This window comes from Bartonella chomelii (assembly GCF_014138465.1).
Lineage (GTDB): Bacteria > Pseudomonadota > Alphaproteobacteria > Rhizobiales > Rhizobiaceae > Bartonella > Bartonella schoenbuchensis.
In genome coordinates this window covers 439,498-466,194 of record NZ_JACJIR010000001.1, presented here as the reverse complement: position 1 = coordinate 466,194, position 26,697 = coordinate 439,498, and the positions used below count along the sequence as shown (strand labels likewise).

At 36.8% G+C, this 26,697-nt stretch carries 21 protein-coding genes and 1 pseudogene; 14 read left to right on the top strand and 8 right to left on the bottom strand.

Annotation, left to right across the window (positions count from 1 at the left end; all coding sequences use genetic code 11):
• The first annotated feature begins 57 nt into the window (after nt 1-57).
• The 7 genes and pseudogenes from GGR10_RS01975 (at nt 58) to GGR10_RS01945 (ending at nt 8,636) form a co-directional block, all read left to right on the top strand.
• Complete coding sequence (locus GGR10_RS01975) at nt 58-960, top strand: DnaJ C-terminal domain-containing protein (protein WP_078689505.1); 903 nt, start codon at nt 58-60, stop codon at nt 958-960.
• A gap of 125 nt (nt 961-1,085) precedes the next feature.
• Nucleotides 1,086-1,904, top strand: a complete 819-nt coding sequence (fabI, locus tag GGR10_RS01970) for an enoyl-ACP reductase FabI (RefSeq protein ID WP_182479662.1) — start codon at nt 1,086-1,088, stop codon at nt 1,902-1,904.
• Between the two features lie 143 nt (nt 1,905-2,047).
• Nucleotides 2,048-3,142, top strand: a complete 1,095-nt coding sequence (aroC, locus tag GGR10_RS01965) for a chorismate synthase (RefSeq protein WP_182479661.1) — start codon at nt 2,048-2,050, stop codon at nt 3,140-3,142.
• A gap of 10 nt (nt 3,143-3,152) precedes the next feature.
• A complete protein-coding gene (ribB, locus tag GGR10_RS01960; protein ID WP_182479660.1) occupies nt 3,153-4,265 on the top strand; it encodes a 3,4-dihydroxy-2-butanone-4-phosphate synthase in 1,113 nt (370 codons plus the stop codon).
• 7 nt (nt 4,266-4,272) lie between these two features.
• Entirely contained in the window at nt 4,273-4,527 is a 255-nt protein-coding gene (locus GGR10_RS01955; protein ID WP_010703477.1) for an exodeoxyribonuclease VII small subunit, read from the top strand.
• 216 nt (nt 4,528-4,743) lie between these two features.
• Nucleotides 4,744-6,666 (top strand): 1-deoxy-D-xylulose-5-phosphate synthase, encoded by a 1,923-nt coding sequence (gene dxs, locus GGR10_RS01950; protein ID WP_182479659.1) that lies wholly within the window; start codon nt 4,744-4,746, stop codon nt 6,664-6,666.
• A 725-nt stretch (nt 6,667-7,391) separates the two neighbouring features.
• Nucleotides 7,392-8,636 (top strand): annotated as a pseudogene (locus GGR10_RS01945) (class I SAM-dependent RNA methyltransferase).
• Nucleotides 8,637-8,706: 70 nt separating this feature from the next.
• Here GGR10_RS01945 and tldD read toward each other — a convergent pair.
• Both tldD and GGR10_RS01935 read right to left on the bottom strand, forming a co-directional pair.
• Nucleotides 8,707-10,125: a metalloprotease TldD gene (gene tldD / locus GGR10_RS01940; RefSeq protein ID WP_182479658.1), complete on the bottom strand. Its 1,419-nt coding sequence runs from the start codon at nt 10,123-10,125 to the stop codon at nt 8,707-8,709.
• Between the two features lie 129 nt (nt 10,126-10,254).
• Nucleotides 10,255-10,791, bottom strand: a complete 537-nt coding sequence (locus GGR10_RS01935) for an invasion associated locus B family protein (RefSeq protein ID WP_182479657.1) — start codon at nt 10,789-10,791, stop codon at nt 10,255-10,257.
• A gap of 409 nt (nt 10,792-11,200) precedes the next feature.
• Between GGR10_RS01935 and cyoE the strand changes: the two genes are divergently transcribed.
• From cyoE to rnhA, 4 genes are all read left to right on the top strand, one after another.
• Nucleotides 11,201-12,133, top strand: a complete 933-nt coding sequence (cyoE, locus tag GGR10_RS01930; RefSeq protein ID WP_182479656.1) for a heme o synthase — start codon at nt 11,201-11,203, stop codon at nt 12,131-12,133.
• A gap of 178 nt (nt 12,134-12,311) precedes the next feature.
• Entirely contained in the window at nt 12,312-13,328 is a 1,017-nt protein-coding gene (ispH, locus tag GGR10_RS01925) for a 4-hydroxy-3-methylbut-2-enyl diphosphate reductase (protein ID WP_182479655.1), read from the top strand.
• A gap of 40 nt (nt 13,329-13,368) precedes the next feature.
• Nucleotides 13,369-14,328, top strand: coding sequence for a homoserine kinase (locus tag GGR10_RS01920; protein ID WP_182479654.1), 960 nt, complete (start codon nt 13,369-13,371; stop codon nt 14,326-14,328).
• Nucleotides 14,329-14,333: 5 nt separating this feature from the next.
• Nucleotides 14,334-14,801, top strand: a complete 468-nt coding sequence (rnhA, locus tag GGR10_RS01915; protein WP_182479653.1) for a ribonuclease HI — start codon at nt 14,334-14,336, stop codon at nt 14,799-14,801.
• Between the two features lie 25 nt (nt 14,802-14,826).
• Here rnhA and GGR10_RS01910 read toward each other — a convergent pair whose 3' ends face one another.
• Nucleotides 14,827-15,705, bottom strand: coding sequence for a protein-disulfide reductase DsbD domain-containing protein (locus GGR10_RS01910; protein ID WP_182479652.1), 879 nt, complete (start codon nt 15,703-15,705; stop codon nt 14,827-14,829).
• 71 nt (nt 15,706-15,776) lie between these two features.
• Between GGR10_RS01910 and GGR10_RS01905 the strand changes: the two genes are divergently transcribed.
• Nucleotides 15,777-16,361: a YqgE/AlgH family protein gene (locus GGR10_RS01905; protein WP_182479651.1), complete on the top strand. Its 585-nt coding sequence runs from the start codon at nt 15,777-15,779 to the stop codon at nt 16,359-16,361.
• A 36-nt stretch (nt 16,362-16,397) separates the two neighbouring features.
• On the opposite strand, the gene GGR10_RS01900 is transcribed toward GGR10_RS01905, so the two are convergent.
• The 4 genes from GGR10_RS01900 to GGR10_RS01885 form a co-directional block, all read right to left on the bottom strand.
• On the bottom strand, nt 16,398-19,292 hold the full coding sequence (locus GGR10_RS01900) for an EAL domain-containing protein (RefSeq protein WP_182479650.1): 2,895 nt from the start codon (nt 19,290-19,292) through the stop codon (nt 16,398-16,400).
• A 450-nt stretch (nt 19,293-19,742) separates the two neighbouring features.
• On the bottom strand, nt 19,743-21,035 hold the full coding sequence (locus tag GGR10_RS01895; protein WP_182479649.1) for a M16 family metallopeptidase: 1,293 nt from the start codon (nt 21,033-21,035) through the stop codon (nt 19,743-19,745).
• A gap of 83 nt (nt 21,036-21,118) precedes the next feature.
• Entirely contained in the window at nt 21,119-22,516 is a 1,398-nt protein-coding gene (gene thrC, locus GGR10_RS01890) for a threonine synthase (protein ID WP_182479648.1), read from the bottom strand.
• A 312-nt stretch (nt 22,517-22,828) separates the two neighbouring features.
• Nucleotides 22,829-23,521 (bottom strand): HAD family hydrolase, encoded by a 693-nt coding sequence (locus tag GGR10_RS01885; RefSeq protein ID WP_182479647.1) that lies wholly within the window; start codon nt 23,519-23,521, stop codon nt 22,829-22,831.
• Between the two features lie 314 nt (nt 23,522-23,835).
• Here GGR10_RS01885 and GGR10_RS01880 point away from each other — a divergent pair, with 314 nt between their 5' ends.
• Nucleotides 23,836-24,972 carry a site-specific DNA-methyltransferase gene (locus GGR10_RS01880; protein WP_182479646.1) on the top strand — a complete coding sequence of 379 codons (1,137 nt, stop codon included), beginning with the start codon at nt 23,836-23,838 and terminating at the stop codon, nt 24,970-24,972.
• Between the two features lie 80 nt (nt 24,973-25,052).
• Here the strand turns inward: GGR10_RS01880 and mutY are convergent, their stop codons facing one another.
• Complete coding sequence (gene mutY / locus GGR10_RS01875) at nt 25,053-26,111, bottom strand: A/G-specific adenine glycosylase (protein WP_182479750.1); 1,059 nt, start codon at nt 26,109-26,111, stop codon at nt 25,053-25,055.
• Between the two features lie 74 nt (nt 26,112-26,185).
• Between mutY and GGR10_RS01870 the strand changes: the two genes are divergently transcribed.
• Complete coding sequence (locus GGR10_RS01870; protein WP_078689523.1) at nt 26,186-26,686, top strand: DUF721 domain-containing protein; 501 nt, start codon at nt 26,186-26,188, stop codon at nt 26,684-26,686.
• Nucleotides 26,687-26,697: the final 11 nt, after the last annotated feature.

Here is a 26,697-nt window from a genome sequence, read left to right as displayed (position 1 = left end):
ATTTAACGATATTACTGGTTAATATTTGAAAAACGGGAAGGCTAGAAAGAGGGCAATATGCGTGATCCCTATACGGTTTTGGGTGTGGCACGTACCGCAAAACCGCAAGAGATTAAATCTGCATTCAGAAGATTAGCAAAGCAGTATCATCCAGATCATAATATGGGTGATGCCAAAGCTAAAGAAAGATTTTCTGAAATTAATCAAGCTTATGAAATTATAGGCGATAAAGATAAAAAAGCACAATTTGACCGTGGTGAAATTGATGCAGAAGGAAAACCACTTCACCAAGCTTATGGCGCTGGGGGAAATTTTAGGAGCAGACAAAACCCTTTTACTGGTGGCACAAGAGGATTTGATTTTGGATCTTCAGGTGCTGCAAGTTTTGATGCAAGCGATATTTTTCGTGATTTATTTGGAAGAGGAAGGAATTTTTCAAATTCAACACAATATAGTCAACCTCAACAAGGGGCGCATGTTCGTACCAGCCTTTCAATTACATTAGAGCAAATGGTGGGTGCAAGCAAAGTAGAAGTGACTTTTCCTACTGGAAAAAAATTAAAAATTAAATTACCAGACTATGTTGAAGATGGGCAAACCATTCGTTTAAAAGGTCAGGGAGAAGAGGTGGCACACGGGCAAGCAGGGGATGCTTTAGTAACTATTCGTATTCAAAAACATCCTCGTTTGCGAGTTGAAGGGCGAGCACTTCATCTTGATTTGCCGGTTTCTCTTAAGCATGCTGTTTTAGGAGCCAAAGAAGAAGTTGATACTTTGGAAGGGCGTGTGGTTTTGAAAATTCCCCCATGGTCGAGTTCTGATCGTGTTTTACGGTTGAAAGGAAAGGGGCTTCGTTTAAAAAATGGTGAAAGAGATGATCTTTATGTGCATGTTCGTATTATGTTGCCAGAAGGTGGAGATGCTGCATTAGAACAATTTTTGCAAATGCAAAACAATTAACATCTTTTTTCTTATACAAAAGCATAACTTAAGTTTGATTTTAAACCAATTGCTTGAAGAAAAAGGTAACCTGTGTCATAGGCATATAGATAATGTTGATGTCAAATAGCAATGAGGCGATGCTAATGACGAAGAGTAATGGTTTATTGTACGGAAAGCGTGGCTTAATTTTAGGATTGGCAAATAATCGCTCTATCGCTTGGGGAATAGCGAAGGCGGCCCATGCAGCAGGGGCCGAGCTTGCTTTTACCTATCAGGGTGAAGCAATGAAGAGGCGTGTTGAGCCTTTGGCCCAAGAGTTGAACGGTTTTGTTTGTGGTCATTGTGATGTTTCTGATAGCGCATCTATTGATGCAGTTTTTAACACAATAGAAAAAGAGTGGGGTAAACTTGATTTTTTAGTTCACGCTATTGGTTTTTCCGATAAAGATGAATTAAGTGGTCGTTACGTTGATATTAGTGAATCAAATTTTATGATGACGATGAACATTTCTGTTTATTCGTTAACGGCTCTTACACAGCGTGCAGAAAAGTTGATGTCAAATGGCGGTTCAATTTTAACGTTGACCTATTATGGTGCAGAAAAGGTTGTTCCTAATTATAATGTAATGGGGGTTGCTAAAGCTGCTCTTGAGGCTAGTGTAAAGTATTTAGCTGTTGATTTAGGACCAAAGAACATTCGTGTTAATGCTTTATCTGCAGGGCCAATTAAAACATTGGCTGCTTCTGGTATTGGTGATTTTCGTTATATTTTAAAATGGAACGAATATAATGCTCCTTTGCGTCGTACAGTGACAATCGAAGAAGTAGGTGATTCCGCCCTTTACTTTCTTTCAGATTTATCGCGTTCTGTTACAGGTGAGATTCATCATGTTGATTCTGGATATAATATTATAGGCATGAAGGCTGTTGATGCACCTGATATTTCTGTTGTCAAAGAATAAAGCTTGGTTCATAAAGTTTTATATGTTAGCGACAATTTGATTTAAAGTTCAGACAGTCAATGACACATTTGGATGAAATCGCATTACGCGGTTCAGTCCACACTATAGTTGCATGTATTTGAAGAAGAAATGGATCTTTCTCCATGTCGCATAATACATTTGGTCATTTGTTTCGTGTAACAACATGGGGTGAAAGTCATGGTCCTGCTCTTGGGTGTGTTATTGACGGTTGTCCTCCAGGAATTGCCTTCACTCTTGCAGAAATTCAGGCATATCTTAATAAACGTAGACCCGGGCAATCAAAATATACAACGCAGCGTCAAGAGTTAGATCAAATAGAAGTGCTTTCAGGGGCTGTGACTCAAGATAACGGCACAACATTGATAACAACAGGTACACCAATTTCACTATTTATTCAAAACACAGATCAATGTTCTAAAGATTATGATGAAGTTATTTATCAATATCGCCCAGGTCATGCAGATTACACCTATGATATTAAATATGGCATTCGTGATTATCGTGGTGGTGGGCGTGCTTCAGCGCGAGAGACGGCGGCACGTGTTGCAGCAGGTGCTCTTGCCCGTAAAATTGTTCCTGGTTTGATTGTGCGAGGAGCTGTGACGGCGATTGGCCCTTATAGTATTAATCGTGATCATTGGGATTGGTCAGAGGTTGATAACAATCCTTTTTTTACACCTGATGCAGAAGCAGCACGCATTTTTGCTGATTATATGACTCAGTTACAAGAAAGCGGTTCATCAACTGGTGCTATTGTTGAGATTGTTGCGGAAAATGTTCCAGTAGGTTTAGGGGCACCTATCTACGCAAAACTTGATCAAGATATCGCATCATTTTTAATGTCAATTAATGCGGTTAAGGGCGTTGAAATTGGTGATGGTTTTGCCGCAGCTCGCTTGACTGGTGAACAAAATATAGATGAAATGCGAATGGGAAGTGACGGTAAACCGCTTTTTTTATCTAATCATGCTGGGGGTGTTTTGGGTGGGATATCAAATGGGCAGCCGATTATTGCACGTTTTGCGGTTAAACCCACTTCATCAATTTTGGCTCCTTGTCGTTCAATTGATGTTAATGGTAACAATGTGGATGTGGTTACAAAGGGGCGTCATGATTCATGTGTTGGAATTCGTGCTGTTCCTGTTGGTGAAGCGATGGTTGCTTGTGCTATTGCTGATCATTATTTAAGACACCGTGGTCAGATCAGTTGTAGTTGAAAGGTAAACGATGGCTTATAATCAGAAAAAAGTTGTTGCTGCTATTCAGGCTTTTGAACGCGGTGAAATTGTTGTGGTTACAGATGATGATGACCGTGAAAATGAAGGTGATTTAATTGTTGCTGCTGTTCATTGTACAGAAGAAAAAATGGCATTTATCATTCGCCATACGTCGGGTATTATTTGTACACCAATGCCAAAAGAAGAAGCACAACGATTTAATCTTGCTCCTATGGTGTCGGATAATGATTCGGCACATCGTACCAAATTTACTGTTACCGTGGATTTTAAACATGGAATAACGACGGGTATTTCAGCATATGATCGTACATTGGCTGTTCGTAATTTAGCTAATCCCAATGCGAGTGCTAGTGATTTTGTCCGTCCGGGACATATTTTCCCTTTAATTGCACATGAAGGTGGTGTTCTTATGCGCTCAGGTCATACTGAGGCAGCTGTTGACTTGTGTAAATTAGCTAGTTTGCCACCGGTTGGTGTTATTGGTGAATTAGTTAATGATGATGGTAGTGTTAAACATGGAGATGAAGTTACAAAGTTTGCACAAGATAATCAGTTACACATCATAACTGTTGCTGATCTTATTGCTTATCGTCAGCGTAAAGAGACGCTTATAAAATATGTTGGAGAAATGCATATTGAAACATTTGTAGGTCCAGCTATAGTCAAAAGTTATCAACTTCCTTGGGAAACAGTTCAGCATGTGGCAATTGTTTTTGGCGATATTCGTGATGGGGAAGATATTCCGGTACGCCTGCATCGTGAAAATATTCTAAAGGATGTTTTTGGTCAGTCACCAGATGTTGAAGTTGTCATGCGGCGCATGGTAGAAAAAGAAAAACGTGGTGTATTTGTTTATTTGCGTGAAGGATCTGTTGGTGTTGGTTCTCAATTAGCTGTTCGTGATCAGAAAATGGCAATGGTAGGTTTAGAAAACCATACACAAGCAATTGAACGTGCAGAAGAATGGCACCAAATTGGTCTAGGAGCGCAAATTTTGAAACATCTAGGGATTAGTTCTGTTATTGTTTACTCTTCTAAAGAGCGTCATTATGTTGGTTTAGAAGGTTTTGGAATTCGCATATCTAGAACAGATATCTTGTGAGGGTTATATGAAGAAAGGAATGAAAAAGGGCGACATTGCTGCATTAAGTTTTGAGGAAGCACTGAAACAACTTGAAGTGATTGTTGAAAACTTGGAACGTGGAGATGTTCCTTTAGAACAATCAATTGATATTTATGAGCGTGGTGAAGCTCTTAAAAATCATTGTGATAAACTGTTGAAAGTGGCTGAAGCTAAAGTTGAAAAAATCCGGCTTTCAGATACAGGTCATCCAGAAGGTTTAGAGCCACTTGATTCTGAATGATATTTAGTAATCGTTTATTGTTATTGATTGTAAAAACAAGAATCTTAATTGATTAGAATAACTTATCAGTCTTATTTCTGATGAATGAAAAAGAAGAAAATCTGTAGATAATCTTAAATAAGTAAAGTATTTCAATGAATAATACATCACATTCTACACGAAATAATAGAAGATGTGTGCCTATATAACTATTATTGGTAAGGGAAGGAGTTTTTTTTGTCTCGGTCATTAACGCCATTACTTGATCGTATTTGTTTCCCACAAGATTTGCGGGCATTTCCTGAGTCTGATTTAGTACAGTTAGCTAATGAATTACGAGCTGAAACAATTGATGCAGTTTCTGTAACAGGTGGTCATCTTGGCGCAGGGCTTGGTGTTGTTGAGCTCACTATTGCGCTGCATTATGTTTTTGATACACCTGATGATAAGATTATTTGGGATGTTGGTCATCAAACTTATCCCCATAAAATTTTGACTGGTCGTAGGGATAAAATTCGTACTCTACGCCAAGATGGCGGCTTATCAGGTTTCACAAAGCGTTCAGAAAGTGTGTATGACTCATTTGGGGCAGGTCATTCTTCTACTTCTATTTCAGCTGGTCTTGGTATGGCAGTGGCAAGCATGTTAAAGGCAGAAGAAAGACGGAACATCATTTGTGTGATTGGTGATGGCGCTATGTCTGCTGGTATGGCTTATGAGGCGATGAATAATGCTGGCGCTTTGGATGCACGTTTAATTGTTATTCTTAATGATAACGATATGTCTATTGCACCTCCTACTGGTGCTATGAGTGCTTATCTTGCAAGATTAGTTTCTCGTCCTTCTTATCGTAGTTTGCGTGAGCAAGTAAAAATATTAAGCAAGAAGTTACCAAAGTTTTTTTCAGATAAAGCACGGCTTTCAGAAGAGTTTGCGCGTGGTTTTTTAGTTGGGGGAAGTTTATTTGAGGAGCTTGGCTTTTATTATGTCGGGCCTATAGATGGCCATAATATGAATCATTTATTGCCTGTTCTAAAGAATGTTCGCGAATATCCCAATGGTCCTGTTTTAGTGCATGTGGTAACACATAAAGGGAAAGGGTATGCACCTGCAGAGGTGTCGTCTGATAAATATCACGGTGTTAATCGTTTTGATGTTGTTACGGGCAAACAGGTTAAAACACAAAGTAAGTTTCTTCCTTATACTAAAGTGTTTTCTAAGGCTTTAATAGAAGAAGCCAGTCATGATGATAAGATTGTTGCTATAACGGCTGCAATGCCAACAGGAACGGGTCTTGATTCTTTTGCTGAAAAGTTTCCCGATAGAATGTTTGATGTTGGTATTGCTGAACAACATGCTGTAACTTTTGCTGCAGGTATCGCCTGTGAAGGGTATAAACCTTTTGTTGCAATTTATTCTACCTTTTTACAGCGTGCTTATGATCAGATTATTCATGATGTATCGATTCAAAAGTTACCCGTGCGTTTTGCAATTGACCGCGCAGGTTTTGTTGGCGCGGATGGTGCAACACACGCTGGGAGTTTTGATATTGTTTTTTTGGCAACACTTCCTGAGTTTGTTGTGATGGCCCCTTCTGATGAAGTTGAACTTATGCATATGGTGCGCACAGCAGCAGCTTATGATCAAGGGCCTATTTCTTTTCGTTATCCGCGTGGTGAAGGTGGTGGTATAGATTTACCACAACGGGGTGAGATTCTGGAGATTGGTAAAGGGCGAATTTTGTGTGAAGGTAGCAAGATAGCTTTAGTTTGTTTTGGAACACGGTTATCTGAAGTGTTAATAGCAGCTGATGAGTTAGGAGCAGAGGGGTTATCAACAACTGTTGCAGATGCACGCTTTGCAAAGCCTTTGGATAAAAATTTAATACGTCGTTTAGCACGTGAGCATGAAGTATTAGTCACAATTGAAGAAGGGGCAATGGGTGGATTTGGGGCGCATGTACTGCAGTTTTTGGCACAAGAGGGGCTATTAGAGCACGGTTTAAAGGTTCGCACATTGAAATTTCCTGATGAATATTTAAATCATGGTTCACCAAATAAAGTTCTTTCGAGTATTGGGCTTGATGCAACGGGTATTATTAATACTGTTTTTAATGCTTTGGGACGTGAAATGTCGATAATGCCGCAAGTTCAAGTATAACAATAAGGTAGTCGTAAATAGTCGTAAAAATTGATGTTTTTTAGTTATTTTTACAATCAATGTGTTTACGAGCATGTAATGCAAATTGTGTGGCAAATGGTTAGAATTGACGAGAAAATACTTTTTCAATTGAGAAGATAATTTCTAATAATATAGAGCTTATAGTTTGTTATTCTGTGTAGAGTTATGCTTTACTTTCTAGAATTACAATTGCTGAATGCATTTAAGTATATTTCTGATTATAGTGAATCAAGTGATGACTATAATATTGGTACGTCAATAGTAGTTTTAAGCAAGTTTTCTTAAAATATGATGGTAAATCTATAATTATTGCTTCTGATATTGATTATAATAAATTTTATGCACATTTAATCTAGTACTAGCGTGTATAATATTATGAAAATGTTTAAATGTAGAGATTTAAAGCAATAATAATTGTGAAATTAATTTCACAATATTAAATTTCAATTCACTTCTCTTAAGTTTGTATTGCTACTTATTTTAGCTTTTTTCAAGAAGAGAGCCGAGTTATTTTGCTAGTAAAATCTCAATTTGAAATTGATGATAAGGGTGGGGTATTGAAAAATCCATCAATTGTAAGGAACTTTAGAAGTACTTTTTTGATAAACTGAATCTTAAAAGGGATAAATAAAAAAGTTTTCTTTCTTCACTCAATTATAAACGATGATAAGCGTTTAGAATATTGATTATTCGGAGAAAAAAGAGTGAGTAACAACGTTATAATTGATCATATTGGAGCTGATGGTCATGGTGTAGCAAAAACACCGCATGGCTCTGTTTATATACCTTTTACCTTACCGGGAGAGGTTGTTAAAGTTGCTCTTCATGGAAAATACGGTACATCTATTGCATTAATGAAAAAATCATTAGAACGCATTGATGCTATTTGTAAACATTTTAAAGAATGTGGAGGGTGTATGCTTCAGCATTGGCATGTTGATGCATATCATTCTTGGAAGCGACAGTTAGTTGTTGATGCACTTAAAAAGCACCGGTTTGATATAGCTGTTTCTCCTTTAGTAAAGTGCGCACATTATAGCCGCCGGCGAATCATTTTAACAGCATCCATGACAAAGCAAGGTCATATCGTTGGTTTTAATCGTCATCTTTCACATGATGTTGTGGCTATTGAGGAATGTCCGGTTACTCGGTCACAGATTATATCAAAATTAAATGATATTAGAGCGATATGTGCTCTTTTAGGCAATCATGCTAAGCGATTTCATGTAACAGTAACATCTGTTGATAATGGTTTTGACGTTGCTTTAAGGGGTTGTATTGTGCGCGATGAGCTTATTCGTCAAAATATGATACATGCAGCTCTTGTACGTGGAATTACGCGCTTATCTATTGAAGGTGAAGTTTTAGTTGAGCAAGAAAAACCGTTGATTTACTTTGGTGATGTTTGTGTTGAACTTCCTTCTGGCGGTTTTCTTCAGGCAACTTCTGAAGCAGAGGATATCATCAGTCATATTATTTTAACTCATTTTAAAAAAGCAAAAAGTGCTGTTGATTTATTTTCAGGGGTGGGAACTTTTACTTTACGTATGGCTAAAACAATGAATGTTCATGCAGTAGAAAATGATGAAACAGCATTGGCGAATTTAGAGCACGCAGCACGTTTTGCTTCTGGCTTAAAAACAGTCACTTGTGAAAAGCGTGATTTGTTTCGTCGTCCACTTTCTGCAAAGGAACTTGAACGTTTTGATAGTGTTGTTTTTGATCCACCACGCGCTGGTGCAAAAGAACAAGTATGTGAATTAGCAAAGACAACAATACCACGTGTGGTAGCTGTTTCATGAAATCCTGTTACATTTGCTCGTGATTTATCCATTCTTGTTGCAGGCGGTTATACAGTAGAAAAGGTTATACCGATTGATCAATTTTTGTGGTCGCCTCATGTTGAAGTTGTTGCGATTTTAAGTAAACGCAAAACAAAGGTGCGCTAAGAAATTTAGCTAACATAAAAAGGCTATTTAAACATATTGAAAATTTTTTATTAAGCTTAGTTGATTGATGTTATGAAAGCGTTGTCCCACCGATCGTCATATTATTGATTCGTAAATGGGGCTGTCCAACGCCAACAGGAACATTTTGTCCTGCTTTTCCACACATACCTACACCATTATCCAGTTTGCTGTCATTTCCAATCATTGTAATGCGTTTCATGGCATCTGGCCCATTACCAATAAGGGTTGCGCCTTTGATTGGAGCTAAGATTTTGCCATTCTCTACTCGATAAGCTTCGGTACACTCAAATACAAATTTTCCAGAAGTAATATCAACTTGTCCTCCACCAAATGAAACTGCATAAATACCGCTTTTTAATGAAGATAAAATTTCTTGAGGTGTTTTATCTCCCCCTAGCATAATTGTATTTGTCATCCGTGGTATTGGTGTATATGCATAAGATTCACGCCGCCCATTTCCGGTTGGATTAACACCCATGAGCCGAGCATTTAACCTATCTTGCATGAAGCCTACGAGTTTACCGTTTTCAATCAAAACGTTATGTCTTGATGGTGTTCCTTCATCATCAATAGTAAGTGACCCGCGGCATTGGGGAATTGTGCCATCATCAACAATAGTCACACCTTTTGCAGCAACTTGTTGCCCCAAAAGCCCAGAAAAAGCGGATGTTTTTTTGCGGTTAAAATCACCTTCCAAACCGTGTCCAACAGCTTCATGCAGCATAACGCCAGGCCATCCATTAGCCAAAACAACATCAAATGTTCCTGCTGGTGCTTCTTGTGCTTCTAAGTTGACTAAAGCCATACGCAAAGCTTCATCGGCAGCCATTTTCCAATTTTCTTCACTAATGAATTGATTAAATGTTTGTCGTCCACCACATCCGTAAAATCCATTTTCACGTCGGTTATTATCAGAAACTACCACAGATATGGTAAGTTTTACGAGGGGGCGAATGTCATGAACGAAGTATCCATCACCACGTAAAATTTCAACATGTTGAAGTGAGCCGGAAAGAGCAACGGTAACTTGATGCAATTTGTTATTTTTTTCACGTAAATATGCGTCAATTTTTTGTAAAAGTGCACTTTTTTCTTTAAATGATGGAGCATCAAGAGGATTATTTGGTTGGTATAATCTTTGCTTTGGTTGTGAGGGAGCTGCACTATAAGACTCTGTATGATTATTATAGGTTACAGCTTTAGCAGCTTCAATGGCGCGTTTGAGTGAAGCGGCTGATAATTCACCAGAGTGAGCGTATCCAGTAGCTTCTCCAGAAACAACGCGTAAGCCAAATCCTATATCTTGCTGAAATGACCCATTTTTAAGCTGGCTATTATCAAATAAAAGTGTTTCACTTTCTGTATATTCAAGATAAAGTTCACCATCATCAGCATTATGAAGAGTTTCTTGAACAAGAGACTGTACTTTGGACGAAGAAATATCAAAACGGTCAATCAGTGATTTCATGGTGGTTATCCTATTTGCATTGGTGCCGGCAATGTTCATTTTCTTTATTTAGGAACGCTCCCAAATTTAAGAAGATTCCCAAAGAGTTATTGAATGCACTGATCATTTAGTATTTGCAAATACTTTTTGTTATTCTGATAAGTCTGCGTAAGCTTCACTCAGTCCACGTAAATCAATAAGACCGCCGACTCCTTGCTCAGGAGTTGTAAAGATAAAATAAGTGGCTGTTTTGCCATTTAAAAAGAGTTTTAGTACATCTTCTTTAAGGAGAGCTTCAGCAACACAGTTATCGCCCAAACAACGCCGATATTCTATTTTTCCTATATTTTTATCATCGATTTTAATACCAATACCAGAACGCAATTCCACACGAATAGGAACAAAAACCCGCATCAAAGTTTCTTGATTTTTAGGCAATTTATGAAATGTGACCCGAAAGGTAATATCGCGACGATCTTGTGTGCGCACATCTTGTGTGATTTCACATTGTATATTAGGTGTACCTGGTGGTAGTGAGCAAACTTTTGTCCATGCACCATAGGTTTGTGGGGCAGGGATATTTTGTGTATTAGGTACTTGCGCAATAGCATAATTGGTAAAAGAAACGCAAAATGCGCAAATAATAACGCAAAAGAAGTTTTTTTTAAGAAATTCATAAAGTGTCATGGAAAACCCTGCCCAAATCGTTATTATGTTATTGTGCATAGGTTTTTATGAAAAGTAAATCCTTGTCTTAAGAGTATAACACAAAACCAATTCTTTTCCGGATGTATTTATGCATATTCCATATAAATGGAACAGAAGTACAAAATAAGAATAATATTTCACCAAAGTGGGATCTTCTAGTACTATCTTGTGGCATTTAGTAAAATCTATTTATTTTTGTGATGCCTTATTTTATATAAAGGATAACATTGATTGGAATTAATGTAAGTATTTCTATCTGTTTTGAAAATACATATAAATAAGATAGATATTATATGGTCTCGAAAATGCTATAATATTAATGGGTCATTTCCATATATTAAATAGTATTTTTTGTGAGTAATACTGATAGAAAAGGTTCTTTAGTGGAATGTGTATTTTAGAAGAATTATCAGCTAAAAATAGTCAGTCAATTCCGCCAAAAGCCAATCTTTATGATTATATTACATTATTGAAACCCCGAGTTATGTCACTTGTTGTGTTTACAGCGCTGGTTGGGCTGATGGTGTCACCTGTTACTGTAAATCCACTTCATGGTGTGTTAGCAATTTTATGTATCGCTGTGGGTGGTGGTGGTGCGGGGGCACTTAATATGTGGTATGACGCTGATATTGATGCAGTAATGAAACGTACGAAAAATCGCCCTATTCCTACTGGTAAAATTAGCCGTAAGAAAGCATTTGTTTTTGGTTTGGCCCTTTCTGTGCTTTCGGTTACAGTTATGGGAGTTTTTATTAATTGGTTTTCAGCGATTTTTCTTGCTTTTACAATTTTCTTTTATGTTGTTATTTATACGATTTGGTTAAAACGTGCAACGCCACAAAATATTGTTATTGGTGGTGCATCTGGAGCTTTTCCACCAATGATTGGGTGGGCAGCTGCGACAGGGGCAATAAGTATTGAAAGTTTCTTATTATTTTTGATCATTTTTATGTGGACTCCACCGCATTTTTGGGCTCTTTCTTTATTTTCATCTATTGATTACGATGCAGCAGGTATTCCTATAATGCCCAATGTACGAGGTGAATATTCAACCAAGAAACAAATTTTAGTTTATACTGTAATTATGGCGTTATGCGCTGTTGGGCCTTATATTATAGGTCTTGCAGGTGTGACTTATGGTGTTTGTTCAGCAATTTTAAGTGTTACTTTTGTTTATCTTTCTTATCGTTTATGGAAAGCTGATACACGTGATGAAACCATTTCTATGGCAAAGAAAGTGTTTTTCTTTTCATTGTTTTATTTAGCCGCTATATTTGGAATTCTTTTAATTGAAAATCGTATTTTGTATTTTATTATCTAATGTGATTTAAGCCGAGGAGCAAAAATTAATTCGCATCAATAGGATAATAATGTCCTATAGGTGCAACTCTTTATATAAAAAGGTGATATTTTAGTTTTTCTCTATACATTTCTTATATAGTGCATAACAACAGTGTGTTTTGATACATGGAGAAAGTCATAAAAATGAAGGATGAATTATGTGCTTACTCCCCCCTTTAACAATACGCCTTTGTAGTCCGCGTGGTTTTTGTGCTGGGGTTGACCGTGCTATTCAAATTGTTGTTCTTGCATTAAAAAAATATGGTGCTCCAGTGTATGTTCGCCATGAAATTGTGCATAACCGCTATGTGGTTGAAGGGTTACAACAGCGTGGAGCCATTTTTATTGAAGAACTTCATGAAATTCCAGAAGAACATCGTAATCAACCCGTGGTGTTTTCTGCTCATGGTGTGCCAAAATCTGTACCAGAAGAGGCACATCGTTATAATTTATTCTATATCGATGCAACATGTCCGTTGGTTTCTAAGGTTCATAAGCAAGCGATACGGCATCAACGTTATGGTCGTCATGTCATATTAATTGGTCATTCTGGACATCCTGAGGTGATAGGAACAATGGGGCAGCTTGAAAAAGGAGCTGTTACATTAATTGAAACAGTAGAAGATGCTTGGCGTTATCAACCGGAAAATCCAGATAAATTGGGATTTGTGACACAAACAACACTTTCTGTTGAAAATACAGCTGAAATTTTAGATGTTTTGCAAAAACGTTTTCCTGCGTTAGCAACACCGGCCGCCGAGTCAATTTGTTATGCTACGACCAATCGACAAGAAGCTGTTAAGGCAGCGGCGTTAGGGAGTGATTTATTTTTGATTGTTGGTGCACCAAACTCATCTAATTCGCGGCGTTTGGTAGAGGTTGCTGAAAGGTTTGGTGCGCAGCGATCTATTTTAGTTCAATGTGCTGATGAAATTGATTTTGATAGCTTGGGTGCTCTTTCCGTTGTTAGTCTTTCAGCTGGGGCATCTGCTCCTGAAATTATTGTCGATGAAATTATTACAGCTTTTCATAAGCGTTATAATGTCAAAATAGAATTAGCTGAAACTGCGTTAGAGACAGAGACATTTTTGGTCGCTCGCGAGTTGCGTGATGTTGTTTTAACCCCTCAAGATATGGCTTTTGTTAATGGTTATGCTAAAAATACTAACAAATAGAAATTATAATATTACTAGTGCTTAAAACGAAAGCAAAATAATGGCAGTTCATACTGACGTACATCAGAGCGATTTGGAAGAATTTTTAACGTGTTATTCAATAGGTTGTCTTCTATCTTACCAGGGAATAGCAGAAGGTATCGAAAACTCAAATTTTACACTTTATACAACAAAAGGAAGGTTTATTTTAACACTTTATGAAAAACGCGTTTCAGAAAGTGATTTACCCTTTTTTTGTAGTCTTATGCAGCATTTACATCAGCGTGGGATTCCTTGTCCTCAGCCAGTTCTGCAGAATGATGGTACAATAATTGGTAAGTTAGCAGAGCGCCCTGCTGTTATTGTTACCTTTGTGGAAGGGGCATGGGTGCGTAAGCCTGATGTATATCATTGTTGTGAAGTAGGTACTGGTTTGGCACAGTTGCATTTGGCTGGGCAAGATTTTGTACCCAACCGCAAAAATACTCTTTCTATTGTAGATTTGAGACCATTGTGGGCAAGTTGTCAAACAAAAGAAGATACTTTATTGCAAAAGTTTGGACAAAAAATTGATACAGAGTTAGCATTTTTAGAAAAAAACTGGCCATTATATTTACCAACAGGCATTATTCACGCTGATTTATTTAATGATAATGTATTTTTTTTGGACCATTGTCTTTCTGGTATTATAGATTTCTATTTTGCTTGTAATGATTTTTTTGTTTACGATTTAGCGATTTGTTTGAATGCTTGGTGTTTTGAAAGCGATTATTCTTATAATCTTGTCAAAGCACGTGGATTATTAGAAAGTTATCAAAAAATTAGGCCATTAATACCTTTAGAATTAAACGCAATTCTTTTATTGGCACGTGGTGCAGCTTTGCGTTTTTTACTAACACGCCTTTATGATTGGTTTAATACACCTGCTGGTAGTTTTGTTGTTAAAAAAGATCCGTTGGAATATTGGCATAAACTTAGTTTTTTTAGTAGTGTGGATTCGTTGACTGAATTGGGTTTTTAGATTTTATGTTCAATCGAAAAAAAGTCATTGAAATTTATACAGATGGTGCTTGCTCTGGAAATCCTGGGCCTGGGGGATGGGGGGCAATTTTACGCTGGAATGGTCGTGAGCGTGAACTGTATGGTGGAAAAGAATATACGACTAATAATCAAATGGAACTTATGGCAGCAATTTGTGCGTTAAATGCCCTTAAAGAATCTTGTTCGATTGATCTTTATACAGACTCAGTCTATGTGCGCAATGGAATATCTATGTGGCTTAAAGGCTGGAAGAAGAATGACTGGCGCACTGCATCGAATGATCCTGTTAAAAATGTGGAATTATGGCGGGCTCTTGATGATGCTTGCTCTCGGCATGATGTTAGATGGCACTGGGTAAAAGGGCATGCTGGCCACCCAGATAATGAACGCGCAGATGCTCTTGCGCGTAAAGCAATTGCTGAATATCGCAAAAATGGGAGTTTTTCTACATAATTTATGAGATAGCCTTTCTAATGTATTATGGAATGACAGTAGAATTTGATTGCGTATTTATTATAAATGTTCCGCTCAAGGCATGATTTTGAGAAGAAATTGCATAAAAAATTGTTTGGTTTAACTCGTCTGGCATAAAATATATAGGTGCACTAAAGAGTGTATATTCTTCATGATCGCTTACTTTTTTTGCTGGTCCAATTTGCATATCTCCTCCATCTAAAAAGAGAGATAAGATTTTGATTTTGCTATTATTTTGTATTTTTATAAATAAGGTATTTTTATCTTTTTCAGCACTTATTATAAATTCATTATCCATTGCACGAGGAAGAGCAGCTTGGGCATGCTTTAATAAAGATGGAGAGAGATATGTATTTTTCTGAGTGGATGAGGAAAAATCAAAGTCAACAGTAAAAGGGATACAGATTTCATCACACAGTCCAAGGGTTAAAGAGCCACTAAGATTTTCACTTGAATCAGAAACACTAAATGGTAGTATAACTTTATTTTTATAGCCTAATGACCAATCATTTTCTGTTTCATAAAGTTGTGGTATGGGATAAAAAATTTCATAAGAGACTTGTTGGTTAAAGTTAAAAAATGGTGCCATACCGGAGTTTCCTGGATTGCGCCAATAGGTTTTCCATTTTGGCTTAAGCATCACTTCAATAAAACCGTTTCTTATTCCAGAAGGGGAAGGTTTGGTGAGTGCCAATCTCACGCTGCCACCTTCTGATTCATACCAAGGTGTCGCAAGAAGTTGTGGTTCTTGTTCTTTTTGAGCAGCAATGGTGAAATTGGATGAGCTTAAAAGAACAAATGTTAAGCTAAAAATGATTAAAAACTTTTTATAAAAGATATTTGAAATTCTTTGTAAATTTAGAAATATTTGAATTTTTTTCATCTAGTTTTTATTTTCTTCTTGTACTGCCTGAATTGAAGTTTAACATATAGATTATGGAAAATGTCAAATTAATGAAGCAGCGTGATGGATTTTTAAATGGAAAATTGCTCATAGCAATGCCCGGAATGAGTGATAAACGCTTTGTCCGTTCTGTTATTTATGTTTGTGCTCATTCTAATTCTGGTGCTATGGGAATTATTCTCAATCAATTGCACAGCATTGATTTTCCTGAGCTTTTACTTCAGCTTGGAGTGATCGAGCAAGCAAAAAAAAGTTATCTTTCTGAATCAATAAAAAAGTTTCCAGTGCGCTATGGTGGGCCTGTTGATCCTTCTCGTGGTTTTGTACTTCATTCGGGTGATTACACTTGTGAGGCAACTATTTCTGTTACAGACAAGATTTATCTTACTGCAACTATTGATATATTAAAAGCAATCAGTTGTGAACAAGGCCCTCAACATGCGCTGGTAGCATTGGGTTACGCTGGGTGGAAAGCAGGGCAGCTTGAAACAGAAATTTCTGAGAATGGTTGGTTGATCAGTTCTGCATCGCCTAGTTTTATTTTTGAAAGTGATTTAAGCAATACGTACGATGAAAGTTTTACCCGCATGGGCATTAACCCAACTTATCTCGTTTCTGAAATAGGTCATGCATAAACTGTATTTTCTATCTTCTCTGGGTTTTATAAAAGCCTATGAGTCTGATTTATCTTTATAAGAAAATTGATTTTGAATAAGAGTAATTAATTCTTCGGCAGTGATTGGTTTGGTGATAATTGTACTTTGAATATATTTGCAGCCTTCTTGACGCAAGAAGAGAGCCACTTTTTCATCTTCAACACCTTCTGCAATAATCTGTAAATTAAGATCAGTAGCCATATTAATAATTGATTTAAGAACAAGCTTTTTCTTAGGTGAATCGAGAGAGACAAATGAGCGGTCTAATTTGACCATGTCAAATGGATAACGAACGAGATAAGCAAGTGATGAATAGCCTGTTCCAAAATGATCTAATGCCAGATTCATTCCTAGTGCTTTAACCTGCTCAAGGAAATGAGCTGATTGTTCAGGATTTTTTCTCAAAACAAATTCTGATACCTCTATCATCAAGTGCCCTTTATTAAGTGGATTGCGAAGAAGGGTAGAGCGCAATTGACTTATAAAATTAGGGTGAATCATTTCTACACTTGGTAAATTGATTGAAATGAAGAAAGGTTGTTGAGCGCATTTCTTTTTTATCTTGATAAGATCAGCAATAGCATTATCAATGATAAATTGTGCCAGATCTGTAGTGATCTGTTCACTTTCTACGATTTTAATGAAATCATTGACATTTAAATTTCCATGATATGGATGATGCCATTCTACGATCGCTTCAAAACCTATAATTTGTCCATCTGATAGATTAAAAATAGGATGGTAGAGAATTTTTATTTCATTATGCTTTATGGCAGAATGAATATCATGTTCAATGTTGTTATGTTTAAGGCCTAAAGTACGAAAATTTGGGCGAAAAGGTACAATATCATTACCACCCATTTGTTTTGCTTGGATCATTGCCAGTTCACTATCATGGAAAATATCTTTAGCATTTAATCTACATTCATTCCATGTAACCAGTCCAATTGATGTTGAAAGCGATATTTCTTGTTCTGCAAGTGAAATAGGTGCTGAAATTGTTTTGTGCAGATGATTTACAAATGCTGCAATTTTTTGTGGTTCAATTTCACTAAGTAAAATAATTGCAAAACGATCTGCAAAAAGACGAGTTAAGGTATCTTGGGTATTAATAAGACGGCTCAAACGTCGTGCAATGATCAAGAGTACAGTATCACCAACAGCTATACCTAACTTGTGATTGATTTGACGGAAATTGTCGAAATCAATCATCAAAACAGTTGGTTTAATTTTTATATTTACTTTAGCAAGAGAGATATAATGCTGTAATCTGTCCAAAAAAATTTGTTTGTTAGGAAGACCAGTTAAGTTGTCATAAATTGCATTATGTAGTAAACGTTCTTCGGCTTTTTTGTGGTTGGTAATATTGATAATGGTTCCAATCACACGGGTAACTTTTCCATCTTTTTTAACAATAGCTGGACTCGCGCGAAGTGAAAACCAATGATAGTGACCACCACCGCAAGAAAGTCGAAAAATTTGGTCAATGCGTCCTTTTTTGTGTTTAAGAATGATGTCTAGCATGGCGTGAAAGTGTTCACGGTCATCATGATGCAAGGCTGAAATCCAGTCGTTCATAGTACCATTAAGTTTGTGTGCTTCAGTACCAAAGAGGGGCGTCATATCCGGATGAACAACAATACGATCACGCTCCACATCCCAATCCCAAATGATATTCCCAGCTCCTTTTGCTGCAAGTGCTTGTTGTTCAAGGTCAGAAAAAATTCCTTCATAGAAAGCATCATGGGAAAAAGTTTGTTGCATAATGGTAAAGCTAATAAGAAGAACAATAAGCACCAACCCTCCTGCTAGAGCTGGTTGAATAATATCATTATCTAAATATCCTTCTATGCAGGCAAAAGCTGCAATAGACCAGAGACTGATGAGCAACCATGTTGGGATAAGCATAATTGCACGATCATAGCGGCGGATTGAAAAATAACTGATTAAGATAATACCAAGTATGGTGGTAAGACCAAATGATACGCGTGCGATACCAGCAGCTCTGGTCGGATCATAAATAGCAAATGTTCCCAAGCCACAAAGAGCTATAATCCATATGATTGCTCCATAGCTAAAATGATAATGCCAGCGGTTTAAACATAAATAGGTAAAAAGGAAAATGAAAAGTGTTGCTGCAAGTGCAATTTCTGTACTAGCACGCCAAATTGGCTCTATTGTTGGTGTAATTGCAAAGAGTTTATTCAAAAAATTGAAGTCAATACCAATATAGAAAAGAATTGCCCAAGCAACAGCAGCTGTTGCAGGAAAGAGACCTGTTCCACGAACAACGAATAGAACGGTTAGTAAGAGTGCTAAAAGGCCCGATATACCAAGGAGGATACCATGATAGAGCGTATAGGAATTGATTGTATCTTTATAAGCTTCAGGTTTCCATAAATAGATTTTTGGCAGATTTGCAGAGTTAAGTTCTGCAACAAATGTAATGACAGCGCCAGGGTTGAGTGTAATACGAAAAATATCAGAATTTGTACTAGCTTGACGGTCAAGAGAAAAACCTTCATTTGGAGTGATAGATTGAATACGCGTTGATCCAAGATCTGGCCAAAAAAAGCCTGAATTAGCTATACGATAGTGAGGTGCAACAATAAGGCGGTCTATCTGTTCATCTGTTGGGTTTGCAAGGGCAAATACTGCCCAGCTTCCAGAAAAATTTTCATTGTTAGCCTGTACTTCAATACGCCATATAATACCATCTGGTCCTGGTGCAGTACTTGTTTGAAAGATGGGGTTGTTTGTGTGGTGAATTTCAATTGCTTTTGATAGATCAATAGCCGTATCTTGAGGAGAAATTTTAATTGGCTCAATGGCTTGCGCTGATGTCAGTTGAACAAAAAAGCTAATGATTATAACAATGATAATATTGATTATCTGATGCAAACTTTTCACAACGTCTCACTCTTCAGTATTTTAGACTGTTTAATTTTAGATTATATTTTTGGGAAAATACATTCATCTTTTAAAATTTATTTTTATAAGAGGTAGCTATCATTTTCTTTAAAAAAGAATATTTTATACAAAGATAAACCAGATATCTATTCTTATAAACGAGGCTTAAAACGAGTGTTTATGTTTTAAAAAGACAAGCTTAAGCTATGGGTTTTCAAGATTTCACTAATATATCTTTGCTTGTTTATTTTCTATCACATGAAGCGTTGGTTGAGTAGCTTTACACGCTTTTTAAATTCATCTTTCCAAAACTTATTTAATGAGTAAAACTCTTGTATGATGATTTTATAATCAAAAATGCGTAGATGGTGTTAATATCAGCTACTTATATAATTGCTTTATTCATTACAAAGGCGATGAATTGAAGTTTTGGAAAGGATTTTGTTTAGTTTATTTACGTTCAGAAGGAGCGGTTATATTAGACAAAAGAGTTGATGTTAAATCATCAAAGTTTATAAGCCGGCCAACAGGACCAATAGCTGCTAATGTTGGTTTTGAGTTGGTAAAAAGGTGAGTGGCAAGTTCAGTTAGTCGTTTTGGGGTAATAAGCTCTAAGCGTTCAATCATTTCAGATATTGGAATTGGTCGATCATAAAGAAGCATTTGGCGGGCAATAAGATGCGCTTGGCTAGATGGGTTTTCTTGTGATATTGTGAAGTTGGCACGATATTGTGCTCGCGCTCGTTGAAGTTCGCTTTCGTGAATATTTTTACTCGCTTTAGAAAGTTCATCGAGAATGACAGGCAAAAGTGTTTCTAGCCCTTCTTGTCCGGTAGCAGCATGGATACCAAAAAGCCCAGTATCTGAAAACCCCCAGTGAAAAGAATAAATAGAGTAACATAATCCACGTTTTTCTCTAACTTCTTGAAATAAGCGTGATGACATGCCTCCTCCAAGAATAATTGAAAGAATCTGAGCTGTATAGAAATCACGTGCATGATATGGGCGCCCTTCAAAACCAAGAACAACTTGTGTATCCATTAAATCACGGTATTCACGAAAGTCACCACCGATATAATTGGCAAGGTTGGTAAAAGAGGTCGTTGAATGAGAGCGAAAAGTACTAAGACGGCTTTCAACCTCACGCAAAAAGCTTTCATGATTCACAGCTCCTGCAGCCACTACAATCATGCGGTCTGCACTGTAGTGTTTATTCATAAAACTATGTAAGTCAGCAGACGTAAATGATTGGACTGTCTTTGGTGTTCCTAAAATAGAGCGCCCAAGAGACTGATGGCGAAAGGCTGTTTCAGTAAAATGATCAAAAACAATATCATCCGGAACATCATAGGTAGCACCAATTTCCTGAATAATCACTTGTTTTTCTCGCTCTAATTCGTCTTCATCAAATTTTGAGCATATCATGATGTCAGATAGAATATCGATAGCCAGCGGGATATCGTCTTTAAGTACACGTGCAAAATAGGCAGTTGTTTCAATACTGGTATGGGCATTAATTTCCCCTCCAACATCTTCAATATCAGCTGCAATTTTAAAGGCTGTACGGTTTTCAGTTCCTTTAAAAGCCATATGTTCAAGGAGATGGGCAATGCCGTGTTGTGTAAAAGTTTCGTTACGTGAGCCAACTTTAACCCATATTCCAAGTGCGACACTGTCAATTTGTTGCATTGTATGCGTGGCAATAGTCAAACCATTACTAAGGCGGCTGATATCTACACCCATGCTTTATGACTCCGTTAAACAAACTAAATGCCCAATTATAAGGACATTACATATTTTTTGATTTGGATAGACGCAGTTAACATCTAATGCGATGTACGCGATTTTAAAGAGATATAATCTTTGACTATTTTTTCATCATTAGCAAGACTTGTAAAGTGCTCTTCGCGCTGCATTAAATCATTTAGACAAGATGGCCATGGCGCATTAATACCACAAGCGTTTTGGATAGCATCAGGAAATTTAGCAGGGTGAGCAGTAGCAAGGACGATCATTGGAATAGGTGATTGTTTTTTTTCTCGGGCTACTTTCAGTGCAACTGCTGTGTGTGGATCAACCAGATAACCACTTTCTTTATAAACACTATTAATTGTTTGTGCTGTTTCAGTTACACTACTTTTCCCAGCAGAAAACAAAGTACGAATATTTTTAAGTTGCTTTTTATCAAGGTTAAACCAGCCTGATTGGTTCAAATTTTCCATTGCATTACAAATCCATACTGAATCACGATTGCAACTTTCAAATAATAAGCGTTCAAAGTTGGAAGAGACTTGAATGTCCATCGAAGGAGATGTGGTATGTATTGTAGGACGTATTTCGTAAGTACCACTGGTTAATGCACGATGAAGAATATCGTTATCATTTGTTGCTATAATCAATTGAGCAATAGGTAGCCCCATACGAGCAGCAACATAACCTGCAAAAATATCACCAAAGTTTCCAGTGGGAACGGTAAATGAAACAGATCTATCGGGTGCTCCAAGGGAAAGTGCAGATGAGAAATAATAAACAATTTGCGCCATGATACGCGCCCAGTTTATAGAGTTTATTCCTGAGAGCGCTGTTTTTTGACGAAAATTATGATCATTAAACATTGCTTTGACGAGTGCTTGGCAGTCATCAAAATTGCCTTGAATAGCTATAGCATGAACATTAGCACTGTGATTAGTGGTTATTTGCCGTTGCTGAACTGATGATATGTGCCCTTTAGGAAATAAAATAAAAATATCTGAGTTCTCTCTCCCAGCAAAAGCTTGGATCGCAGCACCGCCTGTATCACCTGATGTAGCACCAATGATTGTTGCACGTTTATTTTTTTTAGTCAGGATATAGTCCATTAGTCTAGCAAGAAATTGCATTGCGACATCTTTAAATGCCAAAGTAGGGCCGTGGAAAAGTTCAAGGATAAATTCATTGGGGCCGGTTTGCTGCAATGGACAGATTGCTGGATGGCGAAAAACAGCATAAGATTCAGTAATTATATTTTCAAAAGTTGTGCGCTCAATCTCATTATCTATAAAAGGCCAAAGAATGGTTTTAGCAATTGTAGCATAAGATTGACCACGTAGCGCTCGTAATGCATCAGGTGAAAATTGAGGGAATTTTTCTGGAAGATAAAGACCACCATCACTAGCTAGACCCGTCATAATTGTGTCAGTAAAGTTTAAAGCAGGAGCCTTGCCTCTTGTACTGATATATTTCATAAGTCTTCGCTTTCATTTATTTTGAGCAAATAGGCAATTTTTATATTTTACTTTTTTAATAATATTTAAATTATCCAATGAATGAAAGTGCGGTTGCTCATTTTTGTGCAAAATGAGAAAATTACGCTAAAAATTTCAGGTGTTAATATAGAACTCAGGTGCTAATATAAAATATTCATTATTAAAGAATATGCTAGTTTATAAACAAAGTATCTATTTTATTTTTTTGTTAATTGTGATTTATATAACTTTATCTCGTTCTTTAAAACTGAAGAAAAAATCACGATAATTTTTCCTGAAGATATCTTTATATTATAAATCTTGCCATATTGCCATTGCTTCTAAAACTTCCGGTAAATGTGCATGTTTAGTAATCACTGTTTCAGCTCCAGCATCTATAAGAGCATTGGAGTGGCTAAGATAACTGTGCGATCCTCCCGTAAAGCCAACAACGCGCATCCCCGCTGCTTTTGCTGCATGTACGCCATGAATAGAATCTTCTATAACAATAACATTTTGTGGTTGTACACATAATTTTTGTGCAGCAAAAAGAAAAATATCGGGTGCAGGTTTTGGTTTTTGAGTTCCAACTTCGAGTGCGGAAAATATTTTGTTTTCAAAAAGATCATAGAGATTAACGGCAATGAGCATCTGTTTTATATCTGCGCTCATTGCATTAGAGCAGATACAATAGGGGTATCGAAGTTTAATAGTTTCTATTGCTTTTCTTATACCGTCAATGGCACGTAATTTAGTTGTTATTTGTGCACGAAAAAGGTTTGACATTTGATCTATAAGGCGAGCAGAAATTGGCTTTTTTGTTTCCTGTTCGACTTTTTGAAGAATATCACGAAAAATAAGCCCTGCGTAGCGTTCACTTAATTCTTCAGGTGATATTTCATATCCTGCTTCTGTCAGTAATTGCGCACCAATTTCTGCTGCTAGATATTCAGAATCTACCAAAACTCCATCACAATCAAAAATAATAAGGTCGATTTGAGGCATAAGATATTCCTTATTTATGGCTTAAAAGCTTGTAATAAAACGATATAAAGGGATCCCTTTTTATAAAAGTATATTTTGAAAGGTACGCCCTATTAACTTAATAAGGTAAGAAATGTCTAAACTATGCACTGAAGAAAAGGAAATAAAAGTTAATAGATGTGAAATTATTTTATCCGATTTTAAAGAAAAAAGGCAATTAGTTTTAAAATAGTTTAACGATCCTTTTACTCTATTTTGTAAATATAAGGCATAATATCAAATCCGTAAATCATTTTGACTAGAGGATAGTCTCAGCCCGTATTGTTGAATATTTTATGACAGTTGTTCAGTTTCAAAAAGATCTGGTTTGTACGTCTTTACAGACACAGTGGTGCAATAAAATCCTCAAAGGTGATTGTGTTGCAATGCTGGAAAAGCTCCCTAAGCATTCGGTTGATATGATTTTTGCAGATCCACCTTATAATTTGCAGTTAGAAAATACATTATATCGTCCAGATTATTCACGTGTTGATGCGGTTAATGATGCATGGGATCAATTTGAAAATTTTGCTGCTTATGATGCTTTTACACGTGCATGGCTATTGGCTTGCCGTCGCGTATTAAAACCCAATGGAACGCTTTGGGTTATAGGGTCTTATCATAATATTTTCCGGGTTGGTACGGCATTACAGGATTTAGGTTTTTGGTTACTCAATGATATCATTTGGCGCAAAAATAATCCTATGCCTAATTTTCGTGGGCGTCGCTTTCAAAATGCTCATGAGACTCTTATTTGGGCTGTGCGTGATCAAAAAGATAAGAAATATACATTTAATTATAAGGCATTAAAGGCTGCCAATGAAGATGTACAAATGCGTTCAGATTGGCTTTTTCCTCTTTGTACAGGCGCTGAGCGTTTAAAAGATGAAATAGGGCGTAAGTTACATCCAACACAAAAGCCGCAAACATTATTAGCACGTATTATTATGGCTTCTAGCAAGCCAGGTGATATTATTCTTGATCCGTTTTTTGGTTCGGGAACGACAGGAGCTGTTGCTAAACTTTTAGGGCGTAATTTTGTGGGTATTGAGCGCGAGCAAAGCTACATTGATGCAGCGCATGAAAGAATTGCTATGGTTAAGCCTCTAGCTGAATCGGAATTAACAGTTTTAGCAAATAAAAAAGCAGAACCGCGTGTAGCATTTACTAATTTACTTGAGGCAGGTTTGTTACATCCTGGAATGATTCTTTATGATCGGAAGAAACGAGTATCTGCTATTGTAAAAGCTGATGGTACTATTATGTATGGCGGTGAAGCTGGCTCTATTCATATGATGGGAAGAAAAGCTCAAGCTTCACAAAGTTGTAATGGCTGGACATTTTGGTATTATGAAGAAGATGGTCAGTTGAAATCAATTGATGATTTAAGAATGATAATTCGTTCACAAATGTTAAAAACTGGCATTGTATGAGCAATAAATCACATTTATTTGCCTTTCAAATCTCAATAAATTAGCACTAATTAGATACTAAAGCTTTTACGCAAGCAAAGCTATTTTAGTTTAAAAGAGTTGGGGATTGCTACAGAAATGGCTTTTTTCATAACGGTAGGAAGTGCCTCTTTGGAAAGATCATGGATATCACACCACCAGCCGTTTTTAAGTTTTGTTTCGCTAATATTGTCGACACAATAGACATCGAATTTCAGAGAAAAATGAGTAAAAATATGTGTAACTTGTCCTTTAAATTGCCAATTGGCTTGGAAAGGTGCATTTTGGAGCTCATTTTCACCATTTGTTCCAATATGATTGGGTATTTGGGTCATTCCATTGAGTAGTCTGTTACTTTGTTGTTTTTCTAAGTAAATTTGCTTATTTTTATTGAGTACTACAAAAGCAACGCCAGTTTTGAAGGGCCGTGCTTTTTTAGGGGCTTTAACTGGAAATGCTTCTGTTGTATGCATTTTTTTTGCTTTGCATAGATTTTGAAGAGGGCAGAGTAAACAAGATGGTTTACGTGGTGTACAAATTGTTGCACCTAAATCCATCATGGCTTGTGCAAAGTCACCAGGACGATTTAAATCAGTAATTTTTTGAGTTTTTTCTTTTATTTCAGATTTTGCTTTAGGTAATACTGAAGTAATAGCAAATAAACGGGTTATAATGCGCTCAACATTACCATCAACAACAGCTACGGGGTGTTCAAAAGCAATTGCAGCAATAGCTGCTGCAGTATAATCTCCGATACCGGGTAAAATACGTAATGTTTTTACAGACTGAGGAAATTCACCTTTATAGTTTTCAACAAGTTGATGAGCACAATTTTTAAGGTTACGTGCCCGCGAATAATAGCCAAGACCAGCCCATGCTTTCATAATATCATCTTGTGATGCTTGTGATAGGGAAGAAAGATTAGGCCAAAGCTTTAAAAATTTTTTAAAATAAGGTTTAACTGTTTCAACGGTTGTTTGTTGAAGCATGATTTCAGATAGCCAAACTTTGTAAGGATCAGGGCGAATACCTTCCATTTGTTCTTTGGGGGTAATACGCCATGGCAAATGCCGATGATTTTGATCGTACCAAGAAAGAAGGCGCGAAGAAATTTCATGCATCATTGTCTTCAATCATAGGAAGGTATAAAATACAAAGAAAAAATTGTTATAATTTAGTAATAATCTGATATGAAATGAGCAAGACATCTCAAAAGCACCATTTTTATTCTCTTTCTAAAACAGTGTCCAGTATGCTTGATCCGATTTTACGCAGGCGGACGGGGCTTAATATGGCGCTTATAGAACACTGGTCGCAGATTGTAGGCTATGATATTGCTGAATCCACAATACCACTCAAAATTATTTGGAAACGTCGTGCAAATCAAGATGAAATTTTTAAACCTGCAACACTTGTTATAGCATGTGAAGGATTTACTGCGTTAAAATTGATCCATGAAACAGAGGAATTGATTCAGCGAATTAATGGTTTTTTTGGGTATGTCGCTATTGACCGTATTAAGATAGAACAAAAGCAAGTATCAACTCTTACTGAGCAGCTAAGGGCAGAGCCAATTGCCAATGAAAAAGATAAACAACACGTGAAGAAAATGCTTCAATATGTTGAAGATGAAAACCTCCGTCAATCGCTTTATGAACTTGGATGTTGCATTTTTGCAGAAAAAAATAATAAATAAATCAAAACATT